This window comes from Brachybacterium sacelli (genome assembly GCF_017876545.1).
Lineage (GTDB): Bacteria > Actinomycetota > Actinomycetes > Actinomycetales > Dermabacteraceae > Brachybacterium > Brachybacterium sacelli.
The window spans coordinates 861,027-884,809 of sequence record NZ_JAGIOD010000001.1 but is presented as its reverse complement, the minus strand read 5'-3'; the positions used below and the strand labels follow the sequence as shown (position 1 = coordinate 884,809).

Here is a 23,783-nt window from a genome sequence, read left to right as displayed (position 1 = left end):
CGACTTCCTCCAGCGTCATGCACCGACGACGGGGGTGAAGGGCAGCACCAGGTGCAGCCGGCCGCCGCCATCGGGAGCGTGCCCCAGCTCGAGCGACCCACCGCGGGCCTCGGCACGGGCCCGGTGCCGGGCGAGGCCCGACAGGGCAGGTTCCGCGGTCTGCGGGCCGTGACCGTCGTCGTCGATGACCACGTCCAGGACCCAGGGGGCCTCGGTGTGCTGCTCGACCTCGACCTGCACGGTGACGGTCTCGGCGCCGCCGTGCTTGATCGCATTGGTCACGGCCTCCTCGACCGTGTACACGACCACCAGTCGGTCCACCAGAGTCAGCGGCGCGTGGTGGGCGTGGACCAGCTCCTGCATCCGCGGCCCGAGCACCACCGAGGCCGCGACGCTCGCGGGCAGGCGGTCCAGCAGGGCCCGGATCGCCTCGTACGCGCCGAGATCCGCGCCGGAGGGGAAGAGGCTGTGGCTCAGCACCCGCACGTCCTCCTCCCGCAGCTCGTCGAGGTCCTGCGCCCAGTCGCGCAGGGTCGGCGCCCAGCGGGTGGCCGTCGGGCCGTCCAGCTCGGCGGCTGCCCGGTCCAGACCGCTCGCGATCACCACCAGCCGGTGTTGCACGGCCCCGTGCAGCTTGTCGGCGACCAGGCGTCGCACCCGCAGCTCCTCCCCCTCCAGGTCCGAGATCGCCTGGCGGGCCTTGCCCTGCTCGGCCTCGCGGCGGGCCCGCTCCCGGTCCTCGCGCGCCAGCAGGGCGACCACCAGGTATCCCGCTCCGAGGGCGACCGTGTAGCCGATCATCCCGGTGCCCCAGATGACGGCCACCCGGGGACTCGCGGATCCGGCCTCCGTGGCGGGCAGCAGCAGCGAGGTGCGCACCAGCGCCTGAACAGCGGTGAGGACCACGGCGAGGCCGACGCGCACCCACCAGATGCGGATCACCGCACCCAGGGCCGTCACGACCGCCACCAGCACGAGCCCGATCACCAGGGTGGTCCCGCCCACCCACCAGATCAGGGAGGCAGCGGTCCAGGAGCTGCTCCATTCGACGGCCTGCTCGGCCACGACCGCGGCGAAGCCCACCACGTTGACGGTCGCGACCAGAGCCGCGATGCGTGCCCTCCGCCACCAGATCGCGCGCTCGATGCCGGTCATCGCTGCCACGTGCGTCCGGTCTGCTCCAGGAAGACCAGCACCGCCCGCACCCGTCGGTTCGCGCCCTCGCCGTCGACGCCCAGGCGGCGGTAGATGGCCAGCAGGTGGCTCTCCACCGAGCGTTCGGAGAGATGCAGCCGCCCGGCGACCGCCTCATTCGACAGGCCCTCGGCCACCAGTCTCAGCACGTCGAACTGGGCCGTGGTGAGGCCGGCCACCGGGGTGCCGGCCCGGGGTCGGGAGCGCTGGACCAGGCTGGGATCGATGACGACCTCGCCGTCGGCGGTCGCCTCGATCGCCCCGAGCAGCACGTCGCGCGTGAACGAGGACCGCTTGGACAGGTAGCTCCACGGCTCGCTGACCTCGTCCTGGACGGACAGGAACAGGCCCATCACATCGAGGCTGGACAGCAGCATGATCGCGATCCGGGGGTCGGCGCGCTGCAGCTCGAGGCCGAGCTTGACCCCGTTGCCGTCGCCGAGGTTGACGTCGAGCAGGGCGACGTCGGTGCTGCGCGGCGAGATCGCGAGCCGCGCGGCCGCCGCACTGTCGAGCTCGTGGACGACCCGCATCCCCTCGGCCTCGTCGACCGTCCGGGCCAGCATCGAGCGCATCAGGGCCTCGTCCTCGACGACGCTCACGCGCAGCGGACGAGCGCGCCGCCGAGCAGCATCTGCGCTGCGCATGGCCTCTCCTCCCCGGTCCCGCGCGGTGCACGGGAGCTGGCACCACAGTATCTGCGTGTTTCCACGCATGGTCGCCGACGACCCGGCCGTTCCTGTCGCTTACTGGTCTCACCAGCATAAAGGGCCGGGCACAACCGGCAGGACGGAGCAGGGGCCATGAACACTCAGAACACCGAGAACACCCAGACCATGACCGAGGAGCGCGAGCCCTCCCAGCGTCGGCGCAAACTGCTGGCGATCACCGCCGGCGGGCTCGTGCTCGGGCTCGGCGGGGTCCTGACCCTCGCGTCGTGGACCGATCAGGAAGCCGCCCAGGGCAGCTTCGCCGCCGGCTCCTTCGCGCTCGAGAGCAGCACCGACGGCACGAACTTCAACGCCACCGCCCCGGAGTCCCCGCTGACGCTGAACTTCAGCGAGCTGGCGGGCAACCTCTCGCCCCACGACTCGGCCACCGCCGTGTACGCGGTGCGTCTGAACCAGACCTCCGACTACGCGGCGAGCGTGGACGGTGCCGTGTCGGCGACCGGCGACGCTGCGGACAACCTGACCTATCAGATCCAGCAGGTCAACGACATCAAAGGCACCGAAACGATCGACACGATGATCAGCTCGGAGTCCGTCACCTCGGGCGCCACCCACGACGGAATCTTCGAACTCGACGCGCTCGATGACGTGGTGTACATGAAGGTCACCGTCACCGCCGACTCCGAGCTCGACCAGGGCGAGAAGGCCGACGTCACCTGGACGCTGACCGGCACCTCGGGCAGCTCGCTGGCCTGATGTCCCCGCGCCAGGAGACCCGAGAGGGCACGGCCCGTCCCGCCAGGGTGCTCGGCATCCTGGCGGGCGGGCTCGCCCTCGGCATGGCGAGCGCCGTGACCGTGGCCGCCTGGCACGATCCGGAGGCGGCCACGGCCACGTTCACCGCCGGCACCTTCGAGACGCAGTCCCAAGCAGCCGGCACCGGCTGGGCCCACCACGGCCCCGGGGATCCCGCGACTCTCGCGGCGGACCTCACCGGACTCGCGCCGGGCGGGACCTACGAGGCCCCCACCGCGGGCGAGTCCCACTACGGCTGGCTCAACCTCCGTACCGCCTCGGGCTCCACCCGGGGCGGCCAGGTGCTGCTCGAGGACGTCTCCGCCGACGGCGCCCTCGCGGGGGTGCTCGAGTACCGGGTGGTCGCCCGGGAGGCCTCGACCGCCCAGTGCACCGCCACGGACTTCAGCGCCGGAGCGACCTACCTCGCCGGCGGGCCGGACTCCTACCTGGGGGTCGGCAGCGGAACGGACGGGGTGAGCACCGAGATCGGTGCGGACTCCCAGGACGCCCTGGGCCTCTGCCTGGACCTGCGGGTGGCCGCTCCCGGCGACGGCGACGCCGGCAAGGACGTGCAGGGCACAGGCTCACAGGTGGGCCTGTCCGTCTCGGCCTCCCAGCTCTGACCGACCATTCCCCGCCCATAGACTCACCCCGGAGAGGACTCGCCATGACACAGACCGTCACGACCGCCGAGAACATCGTCCTTCGTCCGCGTCGTCCGCGCACCCGAACCCGCGGTGCGGTGCGAGTCCTCGGCGATGTGCTCCTGTGGGCCGCCGCGGCGCTCGGTCTGCTGTGCGCCGTCGTCGCCGTGCTCACCTCGTTCCTCGGGTTCCAGGTGATGCTGTTCAGCTCGGGGTCGATGGAGCCGACGATCCCCGTGGGCTCCGCCGCCCTGGTGAGCTCGGTCGAGGCCGCCGACGTGGAGGTGGGCGACATCGTCACGGTGGAACGTGGGGCCGGCGAGCTGCCGGTCACGCACCGTGTGGTCGCAGTCGAGCCGGCCGACACCGCGGACGCACGGCTTCTCACCTTGCGCGGTGATGCCAACGACCAGGACGATCCCGCTCCGTACGAAGTCACCGAGGTCGGCCGCATGGTCTTCTCCGTGCCCGGCGTCGCTCCCCTGGTCGCGCAGCTGGGCACCTCCAGGATGTTGGCCCCCCTCGGTGTGGTCGCCGCCGCGTTCGTGATCTGGGGCCTGTGGCCCCGGTCGCCGGCGAGGAGCCGGTGATGACCGCGAACCGCCGGATCGCCGTCGTCCTCGGCGCCGCCCTCGTTCTCCTGCTCGCCATGTCCACGATCGCGCGCGCCGAGGGCACCGAGCAGGTCGTGCAGGGCCGCTACCTGGAACTGCTCTCGGTGACCTCCGACGGGGCGGAGAACCTCTCCCCCGGTGACACCATGCGCTGGGCCGTGAAGGTCTCGGCCCCGGACGTCGAGGACGGGACGATCTCGCGGGCCCTGGTGGTCGGCGGTGCCCTCGCCGAGCACGTCGAGGTGAGCGTCGAGGCCTGCGCGTCTCGGCCGACCTCCACGGAGTGTGCCGGCGGGAGGACCCTGCTCGAGGACCGCGGGGCCACCTCCGGTCAGTCCTACGACCTCGGTACCCAGGCGGCCACCGACCAGAAATGGCTGCTGGTGCAGGTGAGACTTCGCGCCGACGCGCCACAGAGCGCCCAGGCCCGGGCGGGGACGCTGAGCCTGCAGGCGCGGGGTGCGGGCGAGGGTCTCGGGGTCTCGCCGGGTGGGGGCACCGGCGGCGGGTCCGATGGGGGCTCGGCCGACGAGTCAGAGGGCTCGCCGGGGGCGACTGACGGCGCCGCCACGGGGTCCAACGGCTCTGCTGGTGGTTCCCCCAAGCCCACCGCCGGATCCGGCACGTCCACCGGCGGATCCACCGGGTCCGATGGCTCCACCGGCGGGTTCGACTCGAGCACCACCGGGGTTGCGGACAACACGACGGATGATCAGGTGCCACGCGGTTTTCTCGCCGCCACCGGTATGGCCGTGGCCGTCTGGCTGCTCGCCGCAGCGGCCTTCCTCCTGCTCGGCGCCGCGCTGCGTCGAGGACGGCTCGCACTGACCACGAAGGACGAGCACGACAAGGACTCCCGGCCATGACCACCACGAACTCTCGACGGACCGCACGCCGGCGCCTCGCGCTGGCCGCCTGTCTGGTGCTCGCCATCGCCACCGGCTTCGGCGTCGCGACCGCCGTTCCGCTCGACGTGGCGTCGCCCCGGCAGACCGACGCCGCCTGGGTGTCCGAGGAGACGGGCACGCTGACGGCGAGCGCCGGGACCGTGTCCCCCGCCGCGACCACGTGCGAGGGCCGCAATGGGGCCCCGAATCTGCTGCATCTGGCTGCGTCCGAGGACGGTCTTCCCGTCTCGGGGTATCTGGTGACCATCACTGTCGATCAGGCCGAGCCGAACGGCTGGGACAGCGGGCAGACTTCTGAGGGCTATCCGTTGATCCCCGCGAACACGCCGACCTACGTACCGGCCACAACGTCGACGGCAGCCTGGGGCATCACGGGTGGTTGGAACGCGACCTGGACGGGGGACGTGAGTGTCGAGGCGATCGGCCCCGGCGGGTGGACGTCCTCTGCCGTCAGCCACGACTGGTCGATAGGGTTCGACTTCCTCGGCGCCGGGTACGGCGCCTGCACCTGAAGCACGGGCCTGGCGTACTACTCAGCTGGCATGCCATGCTCGCACCCTGAGTGATCGCGAGCAGCAAGGAGATCCACCATGGCCCAGCCCGAGATTCCCGAGCCCGTCGCTTCCTTCGTCGAGGCCGTGAACCGGCACGACGAGCAGGCCTTCCTCGACGCCTTCACCGCCGACGGCGTGGTCGACGACTGGGGGCGGGTGTTCCCCGACCGCGACTCCATCAAGACCTGGAGCGACACCGAGTTCCTCGGTGCCCGGGGCGTGCTCACCCCGGAGGAGGTCACCGTCGACGGCACTCAGGTGACGGTGATCGGGGACTGGCGCAGCAACCACGCCAACGGCCGCAGCTCCTTCACCTTCGAGGTCGACGGGGGCCGTGTCGCGCGGATGACCATCCGCGAGGGGTGAGACGACCGGCCGCGACGGCGTCAGGTCGCGACGAGCCGGGCGAAGACGACGGTGTTGTCGAGGTGGTGGCCGTCCTCGCCGAGGTCGCCACCGCAGGTGATCAACCGCAGCTCGGGGCCCTGGGTGCGCCCGTACACGGCGAGGGTCGGGAACTCGTCCTTGGGATAGCGGGCCGAGTCGTAGACCTCGAAGGTCGCCGTGGTGCCGTCCTCCCGCTCGGCCTCGAGGCGATCACCGGTCTCGAGCCCGCCGAGCTCGAAGAACACGGACGGCTCCTCACCCCAGGTCACGTGACCCTCGATGACCGAGGGGCCGTTCTCACCGGGAGTCGGGGAGCCCTCGAACCAGGCCGGCTGGTGCGCACGATCCCCCCGTGGGGCGAGCAGCTCACCGTTCTCGCCGAGGCCGATCGGGAAGACACGCTCGTCGACGCCGAGCGAGGGGATCCGCAGACTCGTCGGCTCGGACGGCGCGAGTGGATCCGCGACGGCGGAGGTGGTCTCGTCCTCGGCCGTGGGCTGCTCGGTGGGCTCTGACGAGCTCGCGTCGTCCTCGGGAGCCGCACCCCCGCCATCGGAGGCGGCGGAACCGGCCGAGCGCAGCTCGGGCTCCGGGGGCGCCCCGACCTGACTGGTCAGCGAGAACACCAGCAGTGCCGCGCCGACCAGGGCGAGAACCGCCAAGACGGCGGCCGTCACGCGACGGCCGCCGCCCCGGCGGGATGACACCTTCGAGGTCATGTCACTTCTGGGCGTGGCGCTTGCGCAGTGCGAAGGCACCGGCGGCGGCAGCGGTCAGCAGGCCACCACCGGCGAGCAGGGCACCGGAGTTCTCGATGCCGGCCGTGGTGCCGTCACCGGTCTCGGCGCCGCCCTCGGGCATCGCCTCCATCTGACCCATCTCGAGCACGCCGCAGGCAGCGGGATCGGTCGCCTCGGACGGCAGGCTCGGATCCAGATCTGACATCTGGTCACCGTCGTAGGTGCCGTTGCCGTTGTGGTCGACGCCGTGCAGGACCGCGGAGCCGTCACCGTGGCGCAGGTTCTCGGCCACCTCGTCGCTCACCTCGAAGGTGCGCTCGTAGGACGCGTCACCGGTGGGGAACCGGTCCACGGCCAGCGCGCTGTCCGGGCTGGTGTCGCCGTCGTTGGTCAGGGACACCTGCACGGCGCCGTAGTCGCCCGCGGCGTCCATGGTGCGGATCGCGCCGTCGGCGCCCGTGCCCTCCATCGACGGATCGGGGCACTGGTTCTTGCCACCGATGTGGATGTGCTGGGCGTGAGGTGAGTCGGTCAGCATCCCCGAGCTATCGAGCTTGACGTGGACCTCATTGCCCTCGACCGTGACCCAGGCGGTACCGGAGGCTCCCGAGTCGTTCAGCTGGGTCAGGTTCGCCTCGAGGGTCGTGGTGTCCGGTCCCTCCGCCAGCGCAGCGCCGGAGGCACCGAACGTGCCGAGCATGGCGGTGGCCGCGAGGAGGGGCAGCATTCGCTTCGTCTTCGTGCGCATCATGACTCCTTCGTCGGACGCCGGACGGCCCTGCGGCCGTCGGGGGCGGCGATCCAGGAGTGGTTCGGAGCACACGGGGCATCGGATTGGGTGGAGTTCGACGATGTGAGGCAAACGGACGAGAAGAGACCCTCTCCCGTTTCGGGAAAGGGCCTCTGACCTGATGTTTCGTGGAGACTAGGGGGATCGAACCCCTGACCTGAAGCTTGCAAAGCTACCGCTCTACCAACTGAGCTAAGTCCCCGTATCGAGTTGTCACCCTCTGCGTGAGGCAGATGCGGGTGGGAGCGGCCGGGTCAGCCGCGGGCCTCGGTGGCGTCCTGTTCCTCGGAGATCCGCTCGGCCTCGGTCCACAGATCGTTGCGCGTGCGGTCCGATTCGACCTTCCGCCAGACGAGGAGACCGGCGACGGTCGAGCCGATCAGGACGGCGGCGTAGCTGACGAGCTTGTTCACGAGTCCTCCGATCCTCGAAGTGGGCCTAACTGGACTTGAACCAGTGACCTCTGTCTTATCAGGACAGCGCTCTAACCGACTGAGCTATAGGCCCATGGGGACTGATCTCCGGCCACGACCGGACTCATCCACCGACGAGCAACAGTACAGCGCCCCGGCCTACCGCGTCCAACCGCCCCGAGCGGTTGTACGGGAGGTCACAGCCCGTCCCCGGATCCGCTCCAATCCGGCTCGGCTCCCGTTCCGAACTCCTGGCGTGACGCCGCTCCGGTGTCAGCACAGGATCACGAAGGAGACTGTCATGACCACTCGCACGATGACGCTTCCGAAGCTCGGGGCGCTCGCGGCCACCGTCGCGTTGATGAGCGCCTGCTCGAGCGGCATGGGCGGAGAGGGCTCCACCGAGGAGGGCGGTCAGGCGTCCGACGGCGGGGGCGAGATGGCCATGGATCCGGCCGCGGACCTCGTCGGCCCCGGCTGCGCCGACTATGCGGAGATGGTGCCGGACGGCGCCGGCTCCGTGGAGGGCATGGCCCAGGACCCGCTGAGCGTCGCGGCCTCGAACAATCCGATGCTCACGAAGCTGACCTCGGCCGTCTCGGGCGAGCTGAATGCCGACGTGGACCTCACCGGAACTCTGGACGGTGACGAGTTCACCGTGTTCGCCCCGGTCGACGACGCCTTCGCGGAGATCCCCGAGGAAGACCTCGGCGCGCTGGCCGAGGACTCCGAGGCCCTCACGGACGTGCTCACCTACCACGTGGTGCCCGGACAGATCGGCCCCGACGAGATCGCCGGCACCCACACCACGGTGCAGGGCGAGGATGTCGAGGTCACCGGCGAAGGCGACGACCTCAAGGTGGGCGATGCCGCCGTGATCTGCGGCGGCGTGCAGACTCAGAACGCCACCGTCTACCTGGTCGATACCGTTCTGATGCCCCCGGCGATGGCGGACGCCGCCTGAACAGAGCACACTGCACTGAGGTGCCGAGCGGGCGGGCGGTGGGGACGATCGCGACCGCCATCGCCCGCTCTGCTCCCTCCCTCACCGAAGGAGCTGTGAATGCCTCCCGACACCTCGGGTGATCCCGGTATGAGGGCGGTCGGCGCGGCCGAGAGCGCCGACCCACCCCTCGCCGATCTGCTGCGCCGCGTCGCCCTCGGCGACGAAGGTGCGTTCTCCCGCCTCTACGACGAGACCTCCTCGCTGCTGTTCGCGCTCATCAAGCGCGTGGTGAGGGATGTGTCCATCAGCGAGGAGGTGCTGCAGGAAGTGTTCGTGGAGATCTGGAAGCAGGCCACCCGGTTCGACGGCCGACGCGGCTCGGCCCACGGGTGGATGTGCACCATCGCCCACCGTCGTGCGGTGGACACCGTCCGGAGCAGCGATGCCTCGCGGCGTCGCGACTCCGACGAAGGGCTGAGAATCATCGAGGAGAAGGTCGTCGACGTCCAGGAGGAAGGCATCGTGAGAGTGGAGGCACAGCGGGTGGAATCGGCGATGCGTTCGCTGACACCGCTGCAGTCCGACGCGATCCGACTGGCCTACTTCGGGGGCTACAGCCACCGCGAGGTGGCGACCCTGCTCGACATCCCCGTCGGGACCGCGAAGACTCGGATCCGAGACGGCATGATCGTCCTGCGGGACAGAATGGGGGTGACCTCGTGAACGAGCGGCAGTACGACATGACCGGTGCCTGGGCGCTGAACGCCCTGGACGAGAGCGAGCGCGCCCGGGTCGAGGGATATCTCGACCAGGATCCGGCGGCAGCCGACGAGGCCCGCTCCTTCGAGGAGACGGCCGGTGAGCTGGCCCGTGGGCTGGAGCCCGTCACACCGCGACCGGAGCTCAAGGACTCGCTGATGGCGCGGATCGCGCAGACCCGTCAGCTGCCCCCGGAGCCCGCACAGGACTCCCAGGACACTCCGCACGACGCCCCCCGACCGGTCCACACCCATCGTGCGGCGGAATCGCCCGCTGACCCGTCGTCCGAGGGCGTGCGGGACGGGGACGTCGTGTCCCTGGACCGTTATCGGTCCTCCGCGCGGCGCACGCGCTGGCTGGCCGTCGCCGCCGCCGCGCTGATGGTCACGACCGTCACCGGCGTCGGGCTGTGGAGCACGGAGCGAGCCGCCCAGGAGGACTCGCAGGCGACCATCGAGGCCATGGAGTCCGCGCAGGCGGAGGCCGAGCAGGAACAGCAGATGGTCTCGACGATCATGGCGGCCGACGACGCCGCGCACATGACGGTACCGGCCGAGACGGGCGGCGCCCTGAACCTGATGTACTCGCGGGCCGAGCAGGCAATGCTGGTCCAGCCCGCCGACCTGCCGGACCTTCCCAGCGACAGCACGTACCAGCTGTGGCTGATCGACGACGAGGGCGCACGGAGCGCTGGACTCGTCACCGGATCCGATCAGGCGGTGATGGTCAGCGATGAGATCCCGGCGGACGGGCAGCTCGGCCTCACCGTCGAACCGTCCGGGGGCTCTGAGCAGCCGACCCTCCCCGTGGTCGCGGCCGGAGACCTGTGATGGACGCCGGTGCCCGCCCGCTGCGCTGGTGGTCCGTGGTGGCCGGCGTGGTCGCGGGCCTCGTGCTGGTGGCCGTCGCGGAGCTCGTCTCCTTGGCCTTCAGCTCCTCCTCAGCGCCCTTCGTGGCCGTCGGCGGCGGCTTCATCGACATCATCCCGCCCTGGGTGAAGGACCTGGCCATCAGCCTGTTCGGCACGCGGGACAAACTGGTCCTGTTCGCCTCGATGGGCCTCGTGTACGTCCTGCTGACCGGTCTCACCGGCGCCCTCGGCGCCCGTCGGCCCCGGCTCGCCGCCGCCCTGCTGGCCGCGCTCGGGCTCTTCGCGACGATCATCGTGCTGACCCGGGCGGGCAACGGCGCGCCCGACGCGATCCCCACCGCGAGCGGGACCGTGATCGCGGTGCCGCTGCTGGTCGTGCTGCTCCGTGCCGTCAGCCCCGCGGCGGACGGGACGGCCTGGGGGCGCCGCCGCACGCTGGTCGGCGTGGGGGCGCTCGGCGTCGTCGCGGTGATCGGCGCGGCCATCGCCCGGGGCGCGAACGCGAGTCGCGAGATCACCCGTCGGGCGGCGCAGTACGTGCTGCCCGAGCCCGCGAGCACGGCGACGCCGATCCCGCAGGACGCCCAGGTGGACCTCGAGGGGATGCCGCCGTACGTCACCCCGAACGAGGACTTCTACCGGATCGACACGGCACTCGCCGTGCCGCGCGTGGACCCCACCAGCTGGCAGCTGAGGATCCACGGACTGGTGGATCGCGAGCTGACGCTGGACTTCGAGGAGCTGCTCGCCGAACCGATGATCGAGAAGCATGTGACGCTGGCCTGCGTGTCCAACTCCGTCGGCGGGGATCTCGCCGGGAACGCGACCTGGCTGGGCGTGCCCGTGCGCACCCTGCTCGAGCGGGTCGGGGTGAAGGACGGGGCCGACATGGTCCTCTCTCGCTCCGTCGACGGGTTCACCGCCTCCACGCCGCTCGAGGCGCTCACCGATGAGCGGGACTCGCTGATCGCCGTCGGGATGAACGGGCAGCCGCTGCCGCGCCAGCACGGCTACCCGGTGCGCATGGTCGTGCCCGGGCTGTACGGATACGTCTCGGCGACAAAATGGCTGACCGAGCTCACGGTGACCCGCTTCGCGGACGACACCGCCTACTGGTCCACGCGCGGCTGGTCCGAACGGGGCCCGATCAAGATCGCCTCCCGGATCGATGTGCCGCGCTCCTTCGCGACGCTCACGCCCGACGCGGAGGGCGCCGTGATGCTCGGCGGCACCGCCTGGGCGCAGCAGCGGGGCATCGCCCACGTCGAGGTGCGGATCGACGACGGGGACTGGCGGGAGGCGGAGCTGGGCGCCGAGGTCAGCGACGACACCTGGGTGCAATGGTCCCTGCGCTGGGAGGATGCGACCTCAGGCGATCACGCGGCCACGGTGCGCGCGAGAGACGGTGAGGGCGAGCTGCAGACCGACGAGGAGGCCCCTCCGGCACCGAACGGCGCGAGCGGCTGGCACCGGATCGACTTCACGGTGGGATGAGGCCGTTCAGGTGGGTCGGGGCAGTCCGTCGTCGGCCACCAGCGAGTGCTCGCGCACCAGGGTCCGGAGGGCCTCGGGGTTCGCCTCGAGCCGGCCGCAGATCTCCGCCGCGTCCCCTCGCAGCAGGTCGGACCCGGTGAGAGCCACCAGCTCGTCGAAGATCTCCTGCTGGCGGTGACGCAGCGGGATCGGCTGCTCATGGGCGAGGACGCCCCACCGCGAGGCGTAGACGTCGACGTGCTTCGGCCGCTCCCCCGTCGCGAGGGTCACCGGGAAGCTCTCCGCCTCGAGGCGGAGGCGGTCGTAGTTGGGCTCGGTCTCGTCGACGACGGCGAGCTGCCCCGGGTCGAACCAGGTGGCCACGAGCTCCATCCGCTCCCCCTCGGCGCGGTACGGCGCGGCGGGGACGTAGCCGCGCGCGGAGATGTGGGCGCAATGGCCGACGGCGAGATGATGCATGGTGCAGCGCACGAACGGCGTGGCCGGGTGGAGGTCCCGGCCGGAGCGGGCGTACTTGCGGGCGATGGTCGCCGGGGTCTGGTTGGAACCGACGGCCACCACCAGGGTGCGCTCGGCCAGCGGGGCCGCGCCGTCGGCGGCGAGCCCCGCGTCGAGTGCGGCGACGTCCACCAGCGGTCGCGCCTGCTGCTCGGCGGGGGCGTCCGCACCGCCGGGCGGATCGAGGTCCGCGATCCCCGTGCTGAGCAGCAGTGCGGAGCCCACCGCCCGCCCGGTCCAGGGGTAGTCCTCCGGGGCGTCCGGAACGGTGGGGGCGTGCAGTGTCGAGGAGGAGGACATGCCTTGACCATAGCGAGCACGCCGCCGAGGCGTCGCGCCCGGCCGACGCGCTTATCGTGGTGGAATGAGCGAGCAGCGCGCGATCGCGGCCCTGGAGGCCTCCGGACTGGACGTCGAGATCACCCGGCACGGCCGCGTGGGCTCCCTCGCGGAGGCGGCGGCCGCCCGCGGCATCGAGCCCCGCGACCTGGTCAAGACCCTGGTGGTCCGCCGCGGCGAGGGCGATTACCTCTTCGTGCTGGTACCGGGGGACCGGGAGATCTCCTGGCCGCGGCTGCGCGCACTGCTCGGGGTGAACCGACTGTCGATGCCGGACAAGGAGGTCGCCCGGGACGTCACCGGGTACGAGTGCGGCACCATCACCCCGTTCGGCGCCACCACCGCCTGGCCCGTGGTCGCCGATGCCTCGCTGGCCGGGGACGCGGCACGACGGATCTCGATCGGCGCCGGCGCCCACGGTGTGGCGGCCACGGTGAACGCCGAGGCCGCCCTCGCCCACCTCGACGCGCGGATCGCCGACGTCGCCGAGCTCCACGGCTGAGCGGCGCCAGACGCGTCCCTCCTCGCAGTAATGCACCGGCACGACCGGTGCGCGGGCGCAGATCGGTCGTGCCGGTGCATTACTCGAGGGCCGGGCGCCTCAGCGGCGCCTGCGGTCACTCGTCGGTGAAGGTCATCTTCAGTCCGCCCAGCAGCGCCGCCACCAGGTTGTAGAGGAAGGCCAGGAGCGTGCCCAGCGCCGTGATGATCACGACGTTCACCACCGCGACGATCGTGCCGTAGCTGACCATCTTGGAGAACTGGAAGAACTCCATGAACGGCAGCGGCTCCCCGCCGTTGAGATCACGACCGAGCTGGTCGACCTGGGACCACAGGCCGATCGCGTCCACCAGGTTCCACAGCAGCACCACGGCCACCACGGTCGCGATCCCGATGGCAATGGCCACCAGGAACGACAGCTTCATCACCGAGAACGGATCGAGCCGGGCCAGGGTCAGGCGCACCCGGCGCGGGCCGCGCTTCTCGGTCTCGGCCGGCCTGTCCGAGGACTGCTTCTTCGGGCTGCGGCTCGCGCCCTTGGCGGCGGAGCCCGTGCCGGAGCCGATCGACTGCTGCTCCGAGGCGGGCGACTCCTCCTGGAACGACGGGAGCTTGGTGGTCGATTCCGGAGGCGCGGACGTGCCGGTGGCCGTCCTCGAATCACTCGTGCTCACGGATCACTCCTCGTTCGGGTCGTCATCGCCGGACGGCGACGGGTCGGATGCGTCCGAGCCTAGATCATCCGACAGGACGGACCCTGGCTCCGACCCCTCGGCGTCGGCGATCTCCACATCTTCAGCGCCCTCGGTCAGCTCCGGCGCCGCGCCGTCCTCGGCGACGCTCTCCTCGTCCTCCTCGAGCTCGGACTCGGGGCTGGTGGTCACGAGCAGGATGCGGTCGCTCTTGCCGGGCTTGGCGAACACGACGCCCATCGTGGTGCGCCCCTTCGAGGGGACCTCGGCGACACGGGAGCGGACCACACGGCCCTTCTCCATCACCACCAGCAGCTCGTCGCTCTCGTCGACAGCAGCGGCACCGACAAGGTGGCCACGGTCGTCGGGCAGCTTCGCGACCCGGATACCCAGTCCGCCACGGCCCTGCACCCGGTACTCGTCGATCGTGGTGCGCTTGGCGTAGCCGCCGTCGGTCACGGTCACCACGTACTGCTCGGGACGGACCACGTCCATGGCCAGCAGCTCGTCGTCGTGCCGGAACTTCATGCCGGTCACGCCGCTGGTGGCGCGTCCCGTCGGGCGCAGCACGTCGTCGGCGGCGGGGAACCGCACCGACTGGCCGTTGCGGGAGACCAGCAGCAGGTGGTCGTCGGCGTCCACGGAGCGGGCCGCGATCACACGGTCCGGCTCCGGACCGTCCACGCCGTCGATGTCGCGCAGGTTGATCGCGATGATGCCGCCGGTGCGGTTGGAGTCGAAGGCCGTCATCGGGGTCTTCTTGACCAGGCCGGACCGCGTGGCGAGCACGAGGTACTGGGCGTCCTCGTAGGTGTCGATCGCGAGCACCGAGGCGATGTGCTCGTCGGGCTGGAACGCCATCAGGTTCGCCACGTGCTGACCCTTGGCGTCGCGCGGTGCCTCGGGCAGCTCATAGCCCTTCGCCCGATAGACGCGCCCCTGGTTGGTGAAGAACAGCAGCCAGCGGTGGGTGGTGGTGGTGAAGAAGTGCTCGACCACGTCGTCCGCGCGCAGGGAGGCCCCGCGCACGCCCTTGCCGCCGCGCTTTTGGGCGCGGTACTGATCGGCACGGGTGCGCTTGACGTACCCGCCGCGAGTGATGGTGACGACCACGTCCTGCTCGGGGATGAGGTCCTCCATCGACATGTCGCCGTCGAAGGGCATGATCTGCGTGCGGCGGTCGTCGCCGTACTTGTCGACGATCTCCTGCAGCTCCTCGGAGACGATCTCGCGCTGGCGCTCCGGCGAGGCCAGGATCGCGGTGTACTCCTCGATGAGGGCCTGGAGCCGGTCGTGCTCCTCGATGATCTTCTGGCGCTCCAGGGCGGCCAACCGGCGCAGCTGCATGGCCAGGATCGCATTGGCCTGGATCTCGTCGATCTCCAGCAGCTCGATCAGACCGTCGCGGGCCTGGTCGGCATCCGGGGAGCGCCGGATCAGCGCGATGACCTCGTCGAGCGCGTCGAGCGCCTTGAGGTAGCCGCGGTAGATGTGGATCTGCTCCTCGGCCTTGCGCAGGCGGTACCGGGTGCGGCGGACGATGACGTCGATCTGGTGCTTGGTCCACTCGCGCACGAAGGAGTCGATCGACAGCGTGCGCGGCACGTCGCCGGCCAGGGCCAGCATGTTGGCGGAGAAGTTCTCCTGCAGCTGGGTGTGCTTGTACAGGTTGTTCAGCACGACCTTGGCGACGGCGTCGCGCTTGAGCGTGATGACCAGGCGCTGACCGGTCCGTCCGGAGGTCTCGTCGGTGATGTCGGCGATGCCCTGGATCTTGCCGAGCTTGACCATCTCGGCGATCTTGCGCGCCAGGGTGTCGGGGTTGACCTGGTACGGGAGCTCCGTGACCACGAGGGACATGCGCCCGTTGATCTCCTCCATGGAGACGACGGCGCGCTGGGTGATGGAGCCGCGACCGGTGCGGTACGCGTCCTCGATGCCCCGGGTGCCGGCGATGGTGGCGCCGCTGGGGAAGTCGGGGCCCTTGATGAACTGCAGGCAGGCCTCGAGCAGCTCCGGCTTCGTGGCCTCATGGTTCTTCAGCAGCCACTGGACGGCGTCGGCCACCTCGCGCAGGTTGTGCGGCGGGATGTTGGTGGCCATGCCCACGGCGATGCCGGCGGAGCCGTTGACCAGCAGGTTCGGGAAGCGGGCGGGCAGCACGACGGGCTCGTCGACCGTGTTGTCGTAGTTGCCCTGCATATCGACCGTCTCCTGGTCGATGTCGCGCACCAGCTCGAGGGCCAGCGGGGCCATCTTGCACTCGGTGTATCGCGGGGCCGCGGCGCCGTCGTCGCCGGCGGAGCCGAAGTTGCCCTGGCCGAGGATCAGCGGGTAGCGCATCGACCACGGCTGCACGAGACGCACCATGGCGTCGTAGATCGCGCTGTCGCCGTGGGGGTGGTAGTTGCCCATGACCTCGCCGACGACCTTCGCGCACTTGGAGAAAGAGCGGTCGGGGCGGTAGCCGCCGTCGAACATCGCGTAGACGATGCGCCGGTGGACGGGCTTGAGGCCGTCGCGCACGTCGGGCAGCGCGCGGGCGACGATCACGCTCATCGCGTAGTCGAGGTAGGAGCGCTGCATCTCCTGGTTCAGGTCGACCTGGGTGATGCGGTCGACCTCGCCCTCGTCGAGGGGGTCGACGAGGGTGACGGTGCGCTCGGCCGCCTCGGCGCCGGAGATCTCCTGGCTGCCCTCGGGGGTGACCTGACCGGGGACGGCGTCGGGCAGCTCCGGGGTCTCGTCGGGGTTGTGGGGGTCCTGCGGGGTGTCGCTCATGGTGCGGAAGGCCTTTCGAAAGGGGCCGAGATCAGATGTCGAGGAAGCGGACGTCCTTGGCGTTCTCCTGGATGAAGCGGCGCCGGGACTCGACGTCGTCGCCCATCAGGACGGAGAAGATGGTGTCGGCGTCCGCGGCCTCGTCGACCGTGACCTGCTTCAGCGTGCGCGAGGCGGTGTCCATCGTGGTGGTCTGGAGTTCCTTCCAGTCCATCTCGCCCAGACCCTTGTAGCGCTGGATGCCGTTGTCCTTGGGGATGCGGCGACCGGCGGCGCGGCCGGCCTCGAGGCGCTCGTTGCGCTCGTCGTCGCTGAACACGTACTCGTGCGGGGCGTTGGACCACTTCAGGCGGTACAGCGGCGGCATCGCGATGAACACGTGGCCCAGCTCGATCAGCGGCCGCATGTAGCGGAACAGCAGCGTCAGCAGCAGGGTGCAGATGTGCTGGCCGTCGACGTCGGCATCGGCCATCAGGATGATCTTGTGGTACCGAAGCTTGGTGGCGTCGAAGTCGTCGCCGATGCCGGTGCCGAAGGCGGTGATCAGCGAGCGGACCTCCTGGTTGTCCAGGGCGCGGTCCAGCCGTGCCTTCTCCACGTTCAGGATCTTGCCGCGGATGGGCAGGATGGCCTGGGTGTGCGGGTCGCGGCCCTGCACGGCGGAGCCGCCGGCGGAATCGCCCTCGACGATGAAGATCTCGGACTCGGAGGGGTTGCGCGAGGAGCAGTCGCGCAGCTTGCCGGGCATGCCCCCCGTCTCCAGCGGCGACTTGCGCCGGGTGGCGTCACGGGCTTTGCGGGCCGCCTCGCGGGCGGCCGCGGCAGCCTGGCCCTTGAGCACGATCGACTTGGCCTCTGCCGGGTGGGACTCGAACCAGTCCTGCAGCTGGTCGGTCATCACCTTGACCATGAAGGTGCGGGCCACGGTGTTGCCCAGCTTGGTCTTGGTCTGGCCCTCGAACTGCGGCTCCCCGAGCTTCACTGAGATCACGGCGGTCAGGCCCTCACGGATGTCCTCGCCCGTGAGGTTGGCGTCCTTCTCCTTGATGAGGCCCTGGGAGCGCCCGTAACGGTTGACGATCGAGGTCAGCGACGAGCGGAAGCCCTCCTCGTGGGTGCCGCCCTCGTGGGTGTTGATCGTGTTGGCGTAGGTGTGCACCGATTCCGAGTACGCCCCGGTCCACTGCATGGCGACCTCGACGGAGATGTGCACCCCGGTGTCCTCGGACTCGAAGGAGATGATCTCGGGATGGATCACCTCGGCCCGCTTGGCCGTGTTGATGAACTCGACGAAGTCCTGCAGGCCTCGCTCGTACAGGTAGGAGACGGAGCGGGGACCGGAGTCCTGCTCCACGCCCTCGGCCTCGAGCTCGACGTCGACCAGATCCTCGTCCTCGGTCTCGTCCTCCTCCACCGGGCGCTCGTCGGTCAGCGTCAGGCGCAGCCCCTTGTTGAGGAACGCCATCTGCTGGAACCGCTTGCGCAACGTCTCGAAGTCGTAGACCGTCTCGTCGAAGATGTCCTCGTCGGCCCAGAAGCTGATCGTGGTGCCGGTCTCGTCGGTCTCCTCGCCCTGGGCGAGCGGGGCCTCGGGCACGCCGCGCGAGTAGGACTGGCGCCACACGTGGCCCTTCTGCCGGATCTCCACCTCCATGCGGATGGACAGCGCGTTGACCACGGAGGAGCCCACGCCGTGCAGGCCGCCCGAGACGGCGTAGCCGCCGCCGCCGAACTTGCCGCCCGCGTGCAGCACCGTGAGCACGAGCTCGACGGCGGGCTTGCCCTCGGTGGGGTGCATGTCCACGGGGATGCCGCGGGCGTGGTCGACGACGCGCACGCCGCCGTCGGCCAGCAGCGTCACCTCGATGGTCTCGCCGTGGCCGGCCATCGCCTCGTCCACGGAGTTGTCGACGATCTCCTGGACCATGTGGTGCAGGCCGCGCTCACCGGTGGAGCCGATGTACATGCCGGGGCGCTTGCGGACCGCTTCGAGGCCCTTGAGGACGGTGATGTCCGACGCCTCGTAGTGCTCCGGGGCGTGCGCCGCGCGCTCCCCGGCGGTCTCGCCGGGCGACGGGTCCGGGACGGCCGGAGGCGCGTCCTGGTCGGGAAGGGGTCGGTCGCTGTCGCTCACCTGATGTGGCTCCTCGCAGTCCTGGGGTCCCTCGGCCCGGAGAGCGCCGAGGGTGGTCCGGCCGGCCGCGGGGACGAATCCTCCGGCTCAGCACACATGCGGCCCACGGAGGCGCCTCGCGCGCGCACGCGCGAGCGGCACCCGTAGGCCACAGCGATCGAGCCGACGGCTTCGAAGTCCGCGAGGACGTCGGAAGACGTCGGTCGAACTGGCTCATATTCTAGCCGATGGAGGCCTCTGAACCTATTAACCTCGGCGATTCTGTGGACAACGCGACGCGGATCGGGCATCAGGCGGCTCGCAGCGGCCTCTGGAAGCCGTTCCCGGGGAGTCGGACGGGGCCCCGTACGCCTCCCCGGGTGATATCGCGCCACAGCGCCGTCTGGCGACCCCGGCTCCGCGCTCAGGACACGGGGAGACCGTTCAGCACCTCCACCGTCGTCAGCGCGGCCGCCGCGGCCTCGTGCCCCTTGTCCTCGACGGAGCCGGGAAGACCGGCCCGATCCAGCGCCTGTTGCTCGTCATCGCAGGTCAGAAGGCCGAATCCGAGGGGGACCCCGTGGTCCAGCGCGACCCGGCCGAGCCCTTCGGTGGCGGCCTCGCACACGTACTCGAAGTGCGGGGTGCCGCCACGGATGACGACGCCGAGGGCGATCACGGCGTCGTGGGTGCGGGCCAGGCGGTCCGCGATCACCGGCAGCTCGAAGGAGCCGGGGGCCCGCACCACGGTGGGCTCGTCGATGCCGGCCTCGGCGCAGCCGCGCAGCGCGCCGTCGAGCAGGCCGTCCATGACCTGCTGGTGCCAGCTGGCGGCGACGATCGCGACGCGCGCGGTGGGCAGGTGCGGGATCCGGGGGGTGGGGCTTCCGTGTCCGCTCATGAGGACTCTCCGTTCGGGTCGGTGGTGGGCAGGCCGACGAGGTGGTGTCCCAGTCGGTCCCGCTTGGTGGTGAGATAGGCGAGGTTCTCGGCGGTGGCGTGCGTGTCCAGCTCCACCGCGGAGACCACCTCGACGCCGCCGGCACGCAGGGCGCCGGTCTTGACGGGGTTGTGGGTCAGCAGGGAGATGGAGCCGACGCCGAGGTGGTCGAGGATCCGCGGGACGATCGCGAAGGAGCGGGCGTCGACAGGCAGGCCCAGGTCGAGATTGGCGTCGACCGTGTCGCGGCCCGTCTCCTGCAGGGCGTAGGTGCGCAGCTTCTCGACCAGTCCGATGCCGCGTCCCTCGTGGCCGCGCAGCAGGATCAGCACGCCCCTCCCGGCGGCGTCGATCCGGGCGAGGGCCTCCTGCAGCTGGGGGCCGCAGTCGCAGCGGCGGGACCCGAACACGTCGCCGGTCACGCACTCGGAGTGGATGCGGGTCAGGACCGGTTCGGCGGTGGTGACGTCCCCGCGCACCAGGACCAGGTGCTCCGCGGTGCCGTCGCGGACGGCCAGCGCGCCGAAGGTGCCGTGGGCGGTGGGCAGGGTGACCGGCGCGGTGATCTCCAGCGGCTCGGGATCGTGACGGTGCCGGTGGGCGGCGAGCTCCTCGATGGAGATCATCACCAGGTGGTGCTCGTCGGCGAAGGCGCGCAGCGCGGGTCCGCGCATCATGGTGCCGTCGTCGTGGATCAGCTCGACGATCATGCCCACCGCGGGCAGTCCGGCCAGGCGCGTGAGGTCGACGGCCGCCTCGGTGTGGCCGCGGCGCTCGAGCACCCCGCCGTCCCGGGCCCGCAGGGGGAGCACGTGTCCGGGGCGGATCAGGTCGGCGGGGGTCGACTGCTCGTCGGCGAGGACCCGCAGGGTGCGGGCGCGGTCGGCGGCGCTGATGCCGGTGGTCACGCCCGTGCTCGCGTCGACGCTCACGGTGTAGGCGGTGCGCAGGGGGTCGGCGTTCTCGGCCACCATCAGCGGCAGCTGCAGGGCGTCGGCGCGGGCGGCGGTCATCGGAGCGCACAGCAGCCCGCTGGAGTACCGCACGGCGAAGGCGAGCAGCTCGGGGGTCGCGGTGGACGCGGCGAGGATGAGGTCGCCCTCGTTCTCGCGGTCCTCGTCGTCGACGACGACCACCGGCTGACCGGCGGCGATCGCGGTGAGCGCCTCCTCGACGGGGTCAAGGCGCAGCGCGGTCATCGCCGGTCCTCCCGCCCGGGCAGCAGCGAGGCGCTGAGCTTCTCGACGTACTTGGCCAGCACGTCGACCTCGAGGTTCACCTCGTCGCCGACCCCCTTGGTCCCGAGGGTGGTGCGCTCGAGGGTCTCGGGGATCAGGCCGATGGTGGCGACCTCACCGTCGAGCCCGGCGACGGTGAGGCTGATCCCGTCCACGGCGAGGGAGCCCTTGTCGACGACGTAGCGCTCGAGCCCGGCGGGCAGGGCGAGACGCAGCAGCGTGGTGCCGGAGCTCTCCTCGCGACCGATGATCTCGGCGACGCCGTCGACGTGACCCTGGACGATGTGACCGTCCAGGCGCCCGTCGGCCCGCACGCAGCGTTCGAGGTTGACGCGGTCGCCCGGCTCCAGGGCACCCAGCGAGGTGGCCTCGAGGGTGGTGGTGATGACGTCGGCCGTCCAGCTCCGGGTGTCATGGGCGGTGACGGTGAGGCAGCACCCGCTGACCGCGATCGAGTCGCCGAGGGAGATGCCCTCCAGGACGCGCGGGGAGCGCAGGGTCAGTCGCGCGGAGCCGGCGCGGTGGTCGAGGGACTCGACGGTGCCGAGCTCCTCGATGATTCCGGTGAACATGAGGGTCCTTCCAGGTCAGGCGGTGCGGGGCCGCAGGGTGAGGCGGAGGTCGGGGGGCAGCGGCGCGACGTCGACGAGATCGAGGTCGAGGCGGTCGGCGATCGTGGTGATGCCGAGGTCGGCCAGGCCCGGGGGTCCGGCGCCGAGCAGGGTGGGGGCCAGATGGACGATCAGCTCGTCGATGCACCCGGCGCGCAGGAAGGCGGCGGCCAGGGTGGGTCCGCCCTCGAGCAGCACGTGCCGCAGGCCGCGCTCGAAGAGGGCTGCGAGGGCGTCCGACGGGTCGTGGGTGCGCAGGGTGAACGCCTCCCCGGCCCCCTCGGGGGAGGGCAGCTCGGGGACGGCCCCGGTGCCCATGGCGGCGCGCACGGGCTGGCGGGGGTGGAGGGTGCCGTCGTGGCGGCGCGCGGTGAGGGTGGGGGCGTCGAGACGGGCGGTGCCGGCGCCGACAAGGACGACGTCGCAGGTGGTGCGCATCGCGTGGACCTCGGCGCGGGCGGCCGGCCCGGTGATCCAGCGGCTGGTGCCGTCGGCCGCGGCGGCCCGTCCGTCGAGAGTGAGGGCGAGCTTCGCCGTGACCAGGGGCCGCTGGTGCCGCAGCCCGTGCTCCCACCCGCGATTCAGCTCCGCGGCCGCGGCGGCGAGGTGCTCGGGAACCGCGAGCTCGACGTCGACACCGGCGGTGCGCAGTCGTTCGAGGCCGCCGGTGGCGACGGGGTTCGGGTCCCGCCGGGCGATGATCACGCGGGAGATGCCGGCGGCGATCAGGGCGTCGGCGCAGGGCCCGGTGCGGCCGACGTGGGCGCAGGGCTCGAGGGTGACCACGGCGGTGGCACCGGAGAGGGGAGCCGTGGCGCGATCCAGGGCGTCGGCCTCGGCGTGCGCGGTGCCGGCGCCGCGGTGGTGGCCCTCGGCGAGGAAAACACCGGCGGGAGAGAGCAGCACGCAGCCCACGCGGGGGTTCGGCCCGAGAGGCACGGCGGGATCCGCCGCGATCTCCAGGGCTCGGCGCAGGGCGTCCTGCTCGATGCCGGTCAGCATTCTCTCTCCTCCGGTCCGCTGCTCGCGGTCCGGAGTGAGGGAGGGGTCGCGTCGGCTGCGCACGGGGTGCACGGCCGAGAGCCGTCCGGAGGACGACGTACGCGTGCGCTTCCCATCCGGACTCTGACCGTCGGTCCAGGAGTTCCACCTGGTCAGCCGAGGGCCAGAGGCCATCGGGTCGCGGACTGTCACCGCCGGCTCGGAATTTCACCGACCCCAGTACACGCGAGCTTGTCAGCTCGTCTGGGGTCAACGCTAGCAGTCGACCGGCGCCGGCGGCAGTTCGTGACGGGCGATGAACGGCGTCTCACAGCCGGTCGCCTCGGTGCCGCCCGTGCGGTCAGTCGCGGCCCTCGCGGTTCCATCGCGCCCTGACCATCGGGAACAGCTGGTCGCGGGTGGCTCGGCGATGCTCGTGGAGGGTCGGGAGGCTCGGGTCCGTGGGCAGCCGGGCCGCATCGACGAAGAACCCGAGGATGCCCGCCAGCAGGTCGGTCGCGACCTCGGTCGGGGTCCCGTGGCGCGCCATGACCGCGTCGATCCGGGCGGAGACCCCGAGAGTGCCGGAGCGGTCGTCCACCGAGGCGAGCAGCTGCAGCGCATCGGCGAAACGGGCGCCGCGGGCGGCCCACGCCCAATCGACGATCCTGACCTGTCCGTCGGCGGTGACCAGCAGATTGTCGGCGCGCAGATCGCTGTGGCACAGGATGTCACCGGCCAACGAGGCCACCCCGAGCTCCGCCGCCTCGCGCAGAGGATCGAGGCGTTCGCGGAGCCAGGGGTCGAGATCCGGCGGCGGATCCGCTGCCACCCGATCGAAGCCCTTGAGGTCCGGGCCCAGCAGCGTCTCCAGGGCAGGGACCTCGGGCAGCGGGGTCGGCGTCGCGACCTGCGCCAGGGTGTCCAGCGCCTCCAGCACGACGTCGAGTTCGCGGGGCTGCCAGGGCTGCTGCGGGAGCTCCCCGTCGGCGACCTCGATGAGCAGGACGAACCAGTCCCCTTCGCTGAAGGCGTCCAGCAGCCGAGGTGCGGGCACGTCGCGCGGCAGGTCGGCCAGCGTCGCGGCCTCGCGTCGGTTCAGCTCCTCGGAGGCCGCGTTGATCCGGGACGTGACGGCTTTGACGAAGGCGCGGCGACCGCCCGCGGTGGTCACGATCTCGGCGGAGCTCGAGGAGAACCCGCCAATGGCGGAGCGGGTCTCGAGGACCGGTGCGCCGAGCCGGGTCTCCACGCGGGTGCGCACCGGGAGGGGGAGATCCGCCCAGCGGAGGCGATGGGTCACATC

At 71.2% G+C, this 23,783-nt stretch carries 25 protein-coding genes, 2 tRNA genes and 1 riboswitch; of the genes, 11 read left to right on the top strand and 16 right to left on the bottom strand.

Translation table 11 applies throughout. From position 1 onward, the window contains the following. Window positions 1-15: 15 nt before the first annotated feature. Window positions 16-1,155 carry a sensor histidine kinase gene (locus JOF43_RS03940; protein WP_209899389.1) on the bottom strand — a complete coding sequence of 380 codons (1,140 nt, stop codon included), beginning with the start codon at window positions 1,153-1,155 and terminating at the stop codon, window positions 16-18. Further along, a complete protein-coding gene (locus tag JOF43_RS03935) occupies window positions 1,152-1,841 on the bottom strand; it encodes a response regulator transcription factor (RefSeq protein WP_209899386.1) in 690 nt (229 codons plus the stop codon). The genes JOF43_RS03940 and JOF43_RS03935 overlap by 4 nt, the downstream gene beginning before the upstream one ends. Before the next feature lie 156 nt (window positions 1,842-1,997). Between JOF43_RS03935 and JOF43_RS03930 the strand changes: the two genes are divergently transcribed. The 6 genes from JOF43_RS03930 to JOF43_RS03905 all read left to right on the top strand — a co-directional run bounded on the left by JOF43_RS03930 (window position 1,998) and on the right by JOF43_RS03905 (window position 5,749). Continuing rightward, complete coding sequence (locus JOF43_RS03930; protein ID WP_209899385.1) at window positions 1,998-2,621, top strand: SipW-dependent-type signal peptide-containing protein; 624 nt, start codon at window positions 1,998-2,000, stop codon at window positions 2,619-2,621. Next, window positions 2,621-3,286 carry a SipW-dependent-type signal peptide-containing protein gene (locus JOF43_RS03925; protein ID WP_209899382.1) on the top strand — a complete coding sequence of 222 codons (666 nt, stop codon included), beginning with the start codon at window positions 2,621-2,623 and terminating at the stop codon, window positions 3,284-3,286. The genes JOF43_RS03930 and JOF43_RS03925 overlap by 1 nt, the downstream gene beginning before the upstream one ends. A 44-nt stretch (window positions 3,287-3,330) precedes the next feature. Continuing rightward, window positions 3,331-3,897 carry a signal peptidase I gene (locus JOF43_RS03920; protein ID WP_209899379.1) on the top strand — a complete coding sequence of 189 codons (567 nt, stop codon included), beginning with the start codon at window positions 3,331-3,333 and terminating at the stop codon, window positions 3,895-3,897. Further along, window positions 3,897-4,787 carry a hypothetical protein gene (locus JOF43_RS03915; protein WP_209899376.1) on the top strand — a complete coding sequence of 297 codons (891 nt, stop codon included), beginning with the start codon at window positions 3,897-3,899 and terminating at the stop codon, window positions 4,785-4,787. The genes JOF43_RS03920 and JOF43_RS03915 overlap by 1 nt, the downstream gene beginning before the upstream one ends. After that, the gene (locus JOF43_RS03910) at window positions 4,784-5,341 is read left to right on the top strand and encodes a hypothetical protein (protein WP_209899373.1); all 558 of its coding nucleotides are present in this window, start codon (window positions 4,784-4,786) and stop codon (window positions 5,339-5,341) included. Before JOF43_RS03915 ends, JOF43_RS03910 begins: the two co-directional genes overlap by 4 nt. A gap of 78 nt (window positions 5,342-5,419) precedes the next feature. Next, on the top strand, window positions 5,420-5,749 hold the full coding sequence (locus tag JOF43_RS03905; protein WP_209899370.1) for a nuclear transport factor 2 family protein: 330 nt from the start codon (window positions 5,420-5,422) through the stop codon (window positions 5,747-5,749). Between the two features lie 20 nt (window positions 5,750-5,769). Here JOF43_RS03905 and JOF43_RS03900 read toward each other — a convergent pair whose 3' ends face one another. The 5 genes from JOF43_RS03900 to JOF43_RS03880 form a co-directional block, all read right to left on the bottom strand. Next, window positions 5,770-6,489 carry a class F sortase gene (locus JOF43_RS03900; protein ID WP_209899367.1) on the bottom strand — a complete coding sequence of 240 codons (720 nt, stop codon included), beginning with the start codon at window positions 6,487-6,489 and terminating at the stop codon, window positions 5,770-5,772. A gap of 1 nt (window position 6,490) precedes the next feature. Next, window positions 6,491-7,261: a CHRD domain-containing protein gene (locus JOF43_RS03895; RefSeq protein ID WP_245354008.1), complete on the bottom strand. Its 771-nt coding sequence runs from the start codon at window positions 7,259-7,261 to the stop codon at window positions 6,491-6,493. Window positions 7,262-7,429: 168 nt separating this feature from the next. Beyond that, window positions 7,430-7,502 (bottom strand) — tRNA-Ala (locus tag JOF43_RS03890). A 52-nt stretch (window positions 7,503-7,554) separates the two neighbouring features. Beyond that, window positions 7,555-7,713: a DLW-39 family protein gene (locus JOF43_RS03885; protein ID WP_209899364.1), complete on the bottom strand. Its 159-nt coding sequence runs from the start codon at window positions 7,711-7,713 to the stop codon at window positions 7,555-7,557. A 20-nt stretch (window positions 7,714-7,733) separates the two neighbouring features. Then, window positions 7,734-7,807, bottom strand: a tRNA-Ile gene (locus JOF43_RS03880). A gap of 207 nt (window positions 7,808-8,014) precedes the next feature. Here JOF43_RS03880 and JOF43_RS03875 point away from each other — a divergent pair. From JOF43_RS03875 to JOF43_RS03860, 4 genes are all read left to right on the top strand, one after another. Next, window positions 8,015-8,677: a fasciclin domain-containing protein gene (locus tag JOF43_RS03875; protein WP_209899362.1), complete on the top strand. Its 663-nt coding sequence runs from the start codon at window positions 8,015-8,017 to the stop codon at window positions 8,675-8,677. A 99-nt stretch (window positions 8,678-8,776) separates the two neighbouring features. Then, a complete protein-coding gene (locus tag JOF43_RS03870) occupies window positions 8,777-9,382 on the top strand; it encodes a sigma-70 family RNA polymerase sigma factor (RefSeq protein WP_245354007.1) in 606 nt (201 codons plus the stop codon). Then, complete coding sequence (locus JOF43_RS03865; protein WP_209899359.1) at window positions 9,379-10,248, top strand: anti-sigma factor; 870 nt, start codon at window positions 9,379-9,381, stop codon at window positions 10,246-10,248. Before JOF43_RS03870 ends, JOF43_RS03865 begins: the two co-directional genes overlap by 4 nt. Continuing rightward, window positions 10,248-11,783 (top strand): molybdopterin-dependent oxidoreductase, encoded by a 1,536-nt coding sequence (locus JOF43_RS03860; protein ID WP_209899356.1) that lies wholly within the window; start codon window positions 10,248-10,250, stop codon window positions 11,781-11,783. The genes JOF43_RS03865 and JOF43_RS03860 overlap by 1 nt, the downstream gene beginning before the upstream one ends. Before the next feature lie 6 nt (window positions 11,784-11,789). Here JOF43_RS03860 and JOF43_RS03855 read toward each other — a convergent pair whose 3' ends face one another. After that, entirely contained in the window at window positions 11,790-12,581 is a 792-nt protein-coding gene (locus JOF43_RS03855) for a hypothetical protein (protein WP_209899353.1), read from the bottom strand. Window positions 12,582-12,645: 64 nt separating this feature from the next. Here JOF43_RS03855 and JOF43_RS03850 point away from each other — a divergent pair, with 64 nt between their 5' ends. Next, window positions 12,646-13,122 (top strand): aminoacyl-tRNA deacylase, encoded by a 477-nt coding sequence (locus tag JOF43_RS03850; protein WP_209899350.1) that lies wholly within the window; start codon window positions 12,646-12,648, stop codon window positions 13,120-13,122. Between the two features lie 115 nt (window positions 13,123-13,237). On the opposite strand, the gene JOF43_RS23115 is transcribed toward JOF43_RS03850, so the two are convergent. The 8 genes from JOF43_RS23115 to JOF43_RS03810 all read right to left on the bottom strand — a co-directional run bounded on the left by JOF43_RS23115 (window position 13,238) and on the right by JOF43_RS03810 (window position 23,780). Continuing rightward, a complete protein-coding gene (locus JOF43_RS23115; RefSeq protein WP_209899347.1) occupies window positions 13,238-13,795 on the bottom strand; it encodes a DUF3566 domain-containing protein in 558 nt (185 codons plus the stop codon). Between the two features lie 3 nt (window positions 13,796-13,798). After that, window positions 13,799-16,594, bottom strand: coding sequence for a DNA gyrase subunit A (gyrA, locus tag JOF43_RS03840; RefSeq protein WP_209899344.1), 2,796 nt, complete (start codon window positions 16,592-16,594; stop codon window positions 13,799-13,801). Between the two features lie 31 nt (window positions 16,595-16,625). After that, window positions 16,626-18,728, bottom strand: a complete 2,103-nt coding sequence (gene gyrB / locus JOF43_RS03835) for a DNA topoisomerase (ATP-hydrolyzing) subunit B (protein ID WP_209899341.1) — start codon at window positions 18,726-18,728, stop codon at window positions 16,626-16,628. A gap of 403 nt (window positions 18,729-19,131) precedes the next feature. Beyond that, on the bottom strand, window positions 19,132-19,608 hold the full coding sequence (gene ribH / locus JOF43_RS03830; protein ID WP_209899337.1) for a 6,7-dimethyl-8-ribityllumazine synthase: 477 nt from the start codon (window positions 19,606-19,608) through the stop codon (window positions 19,132-19,134). Beyond that, window positions 19,605-20,846 carry a bifunctional 3,4-dihydroxy-2-butanone-4-phosphate synthase/GTP cyclohydrolase II gene (locus JOF43_RS03825; RefSeq protein WP_209899334.1) on the bottom strand — a complete coding sequence of 414 codons (1,242 nt, stop codon included), beginning with the start codon at window positions 20,844-20,846 and terminating at the stop codon, window positions 19,605-19,607. The genes ribH and JOF43_RS03825 overlap by 4 nt, the downstream gene beginning before the upstream one ends. Beyond that, the gene (locus JOF43_RS03820; RefSeq protein ID WP_209899331.1) at window positions 20,843-21,457 is read right to left on the bottom strand and encodes a riboflavin synthase; all 615 of its coding nucleotides are present in this window, start codon (window positions 21,455-21,457) and stop codon (window positions 20,843-20,845) included. Before JOF43_RS03820 ends, JOF43_RS03825 begins: the two co-directional genes overlap by 4 nt. Window positions 21,458-21,472: 15 nt before the next feature. Further along, window positions 21,473-22,498, bottom strand: coding sequence for a bifunctional diaminohydroxyphosphoribosylaminopyrimidine deaminase/5-amino-6-(5-phosphoribosylamino)uracil reductase RibD (ribD, locus tag JOF43_RS03815; RefSeq protein WP_209899328.1), 1,026 nt, complete (start codon window positions 22,496-22,498; stop codon window positions 21,473-21,475). A 99-nt stretch (window positions 22,499-22,597) separates the two neighbouring features. Beyond that, window positions 22,598-22,727: riboswitch (FMN riboswitch) on the bottom strand. Window positions 22,728-22,838: 111 nt separating this feature from the next. After that, entirely contained in the window at window positions 22,839-23,780 is a 942-nt protein-coding gene (locus JOF43_RS03810; protein WP_209899325.1) for a phosphotransferase, read from the bottom strand. Window positions 23,781-23,783 lie beyond the last annotated feature (3 nt).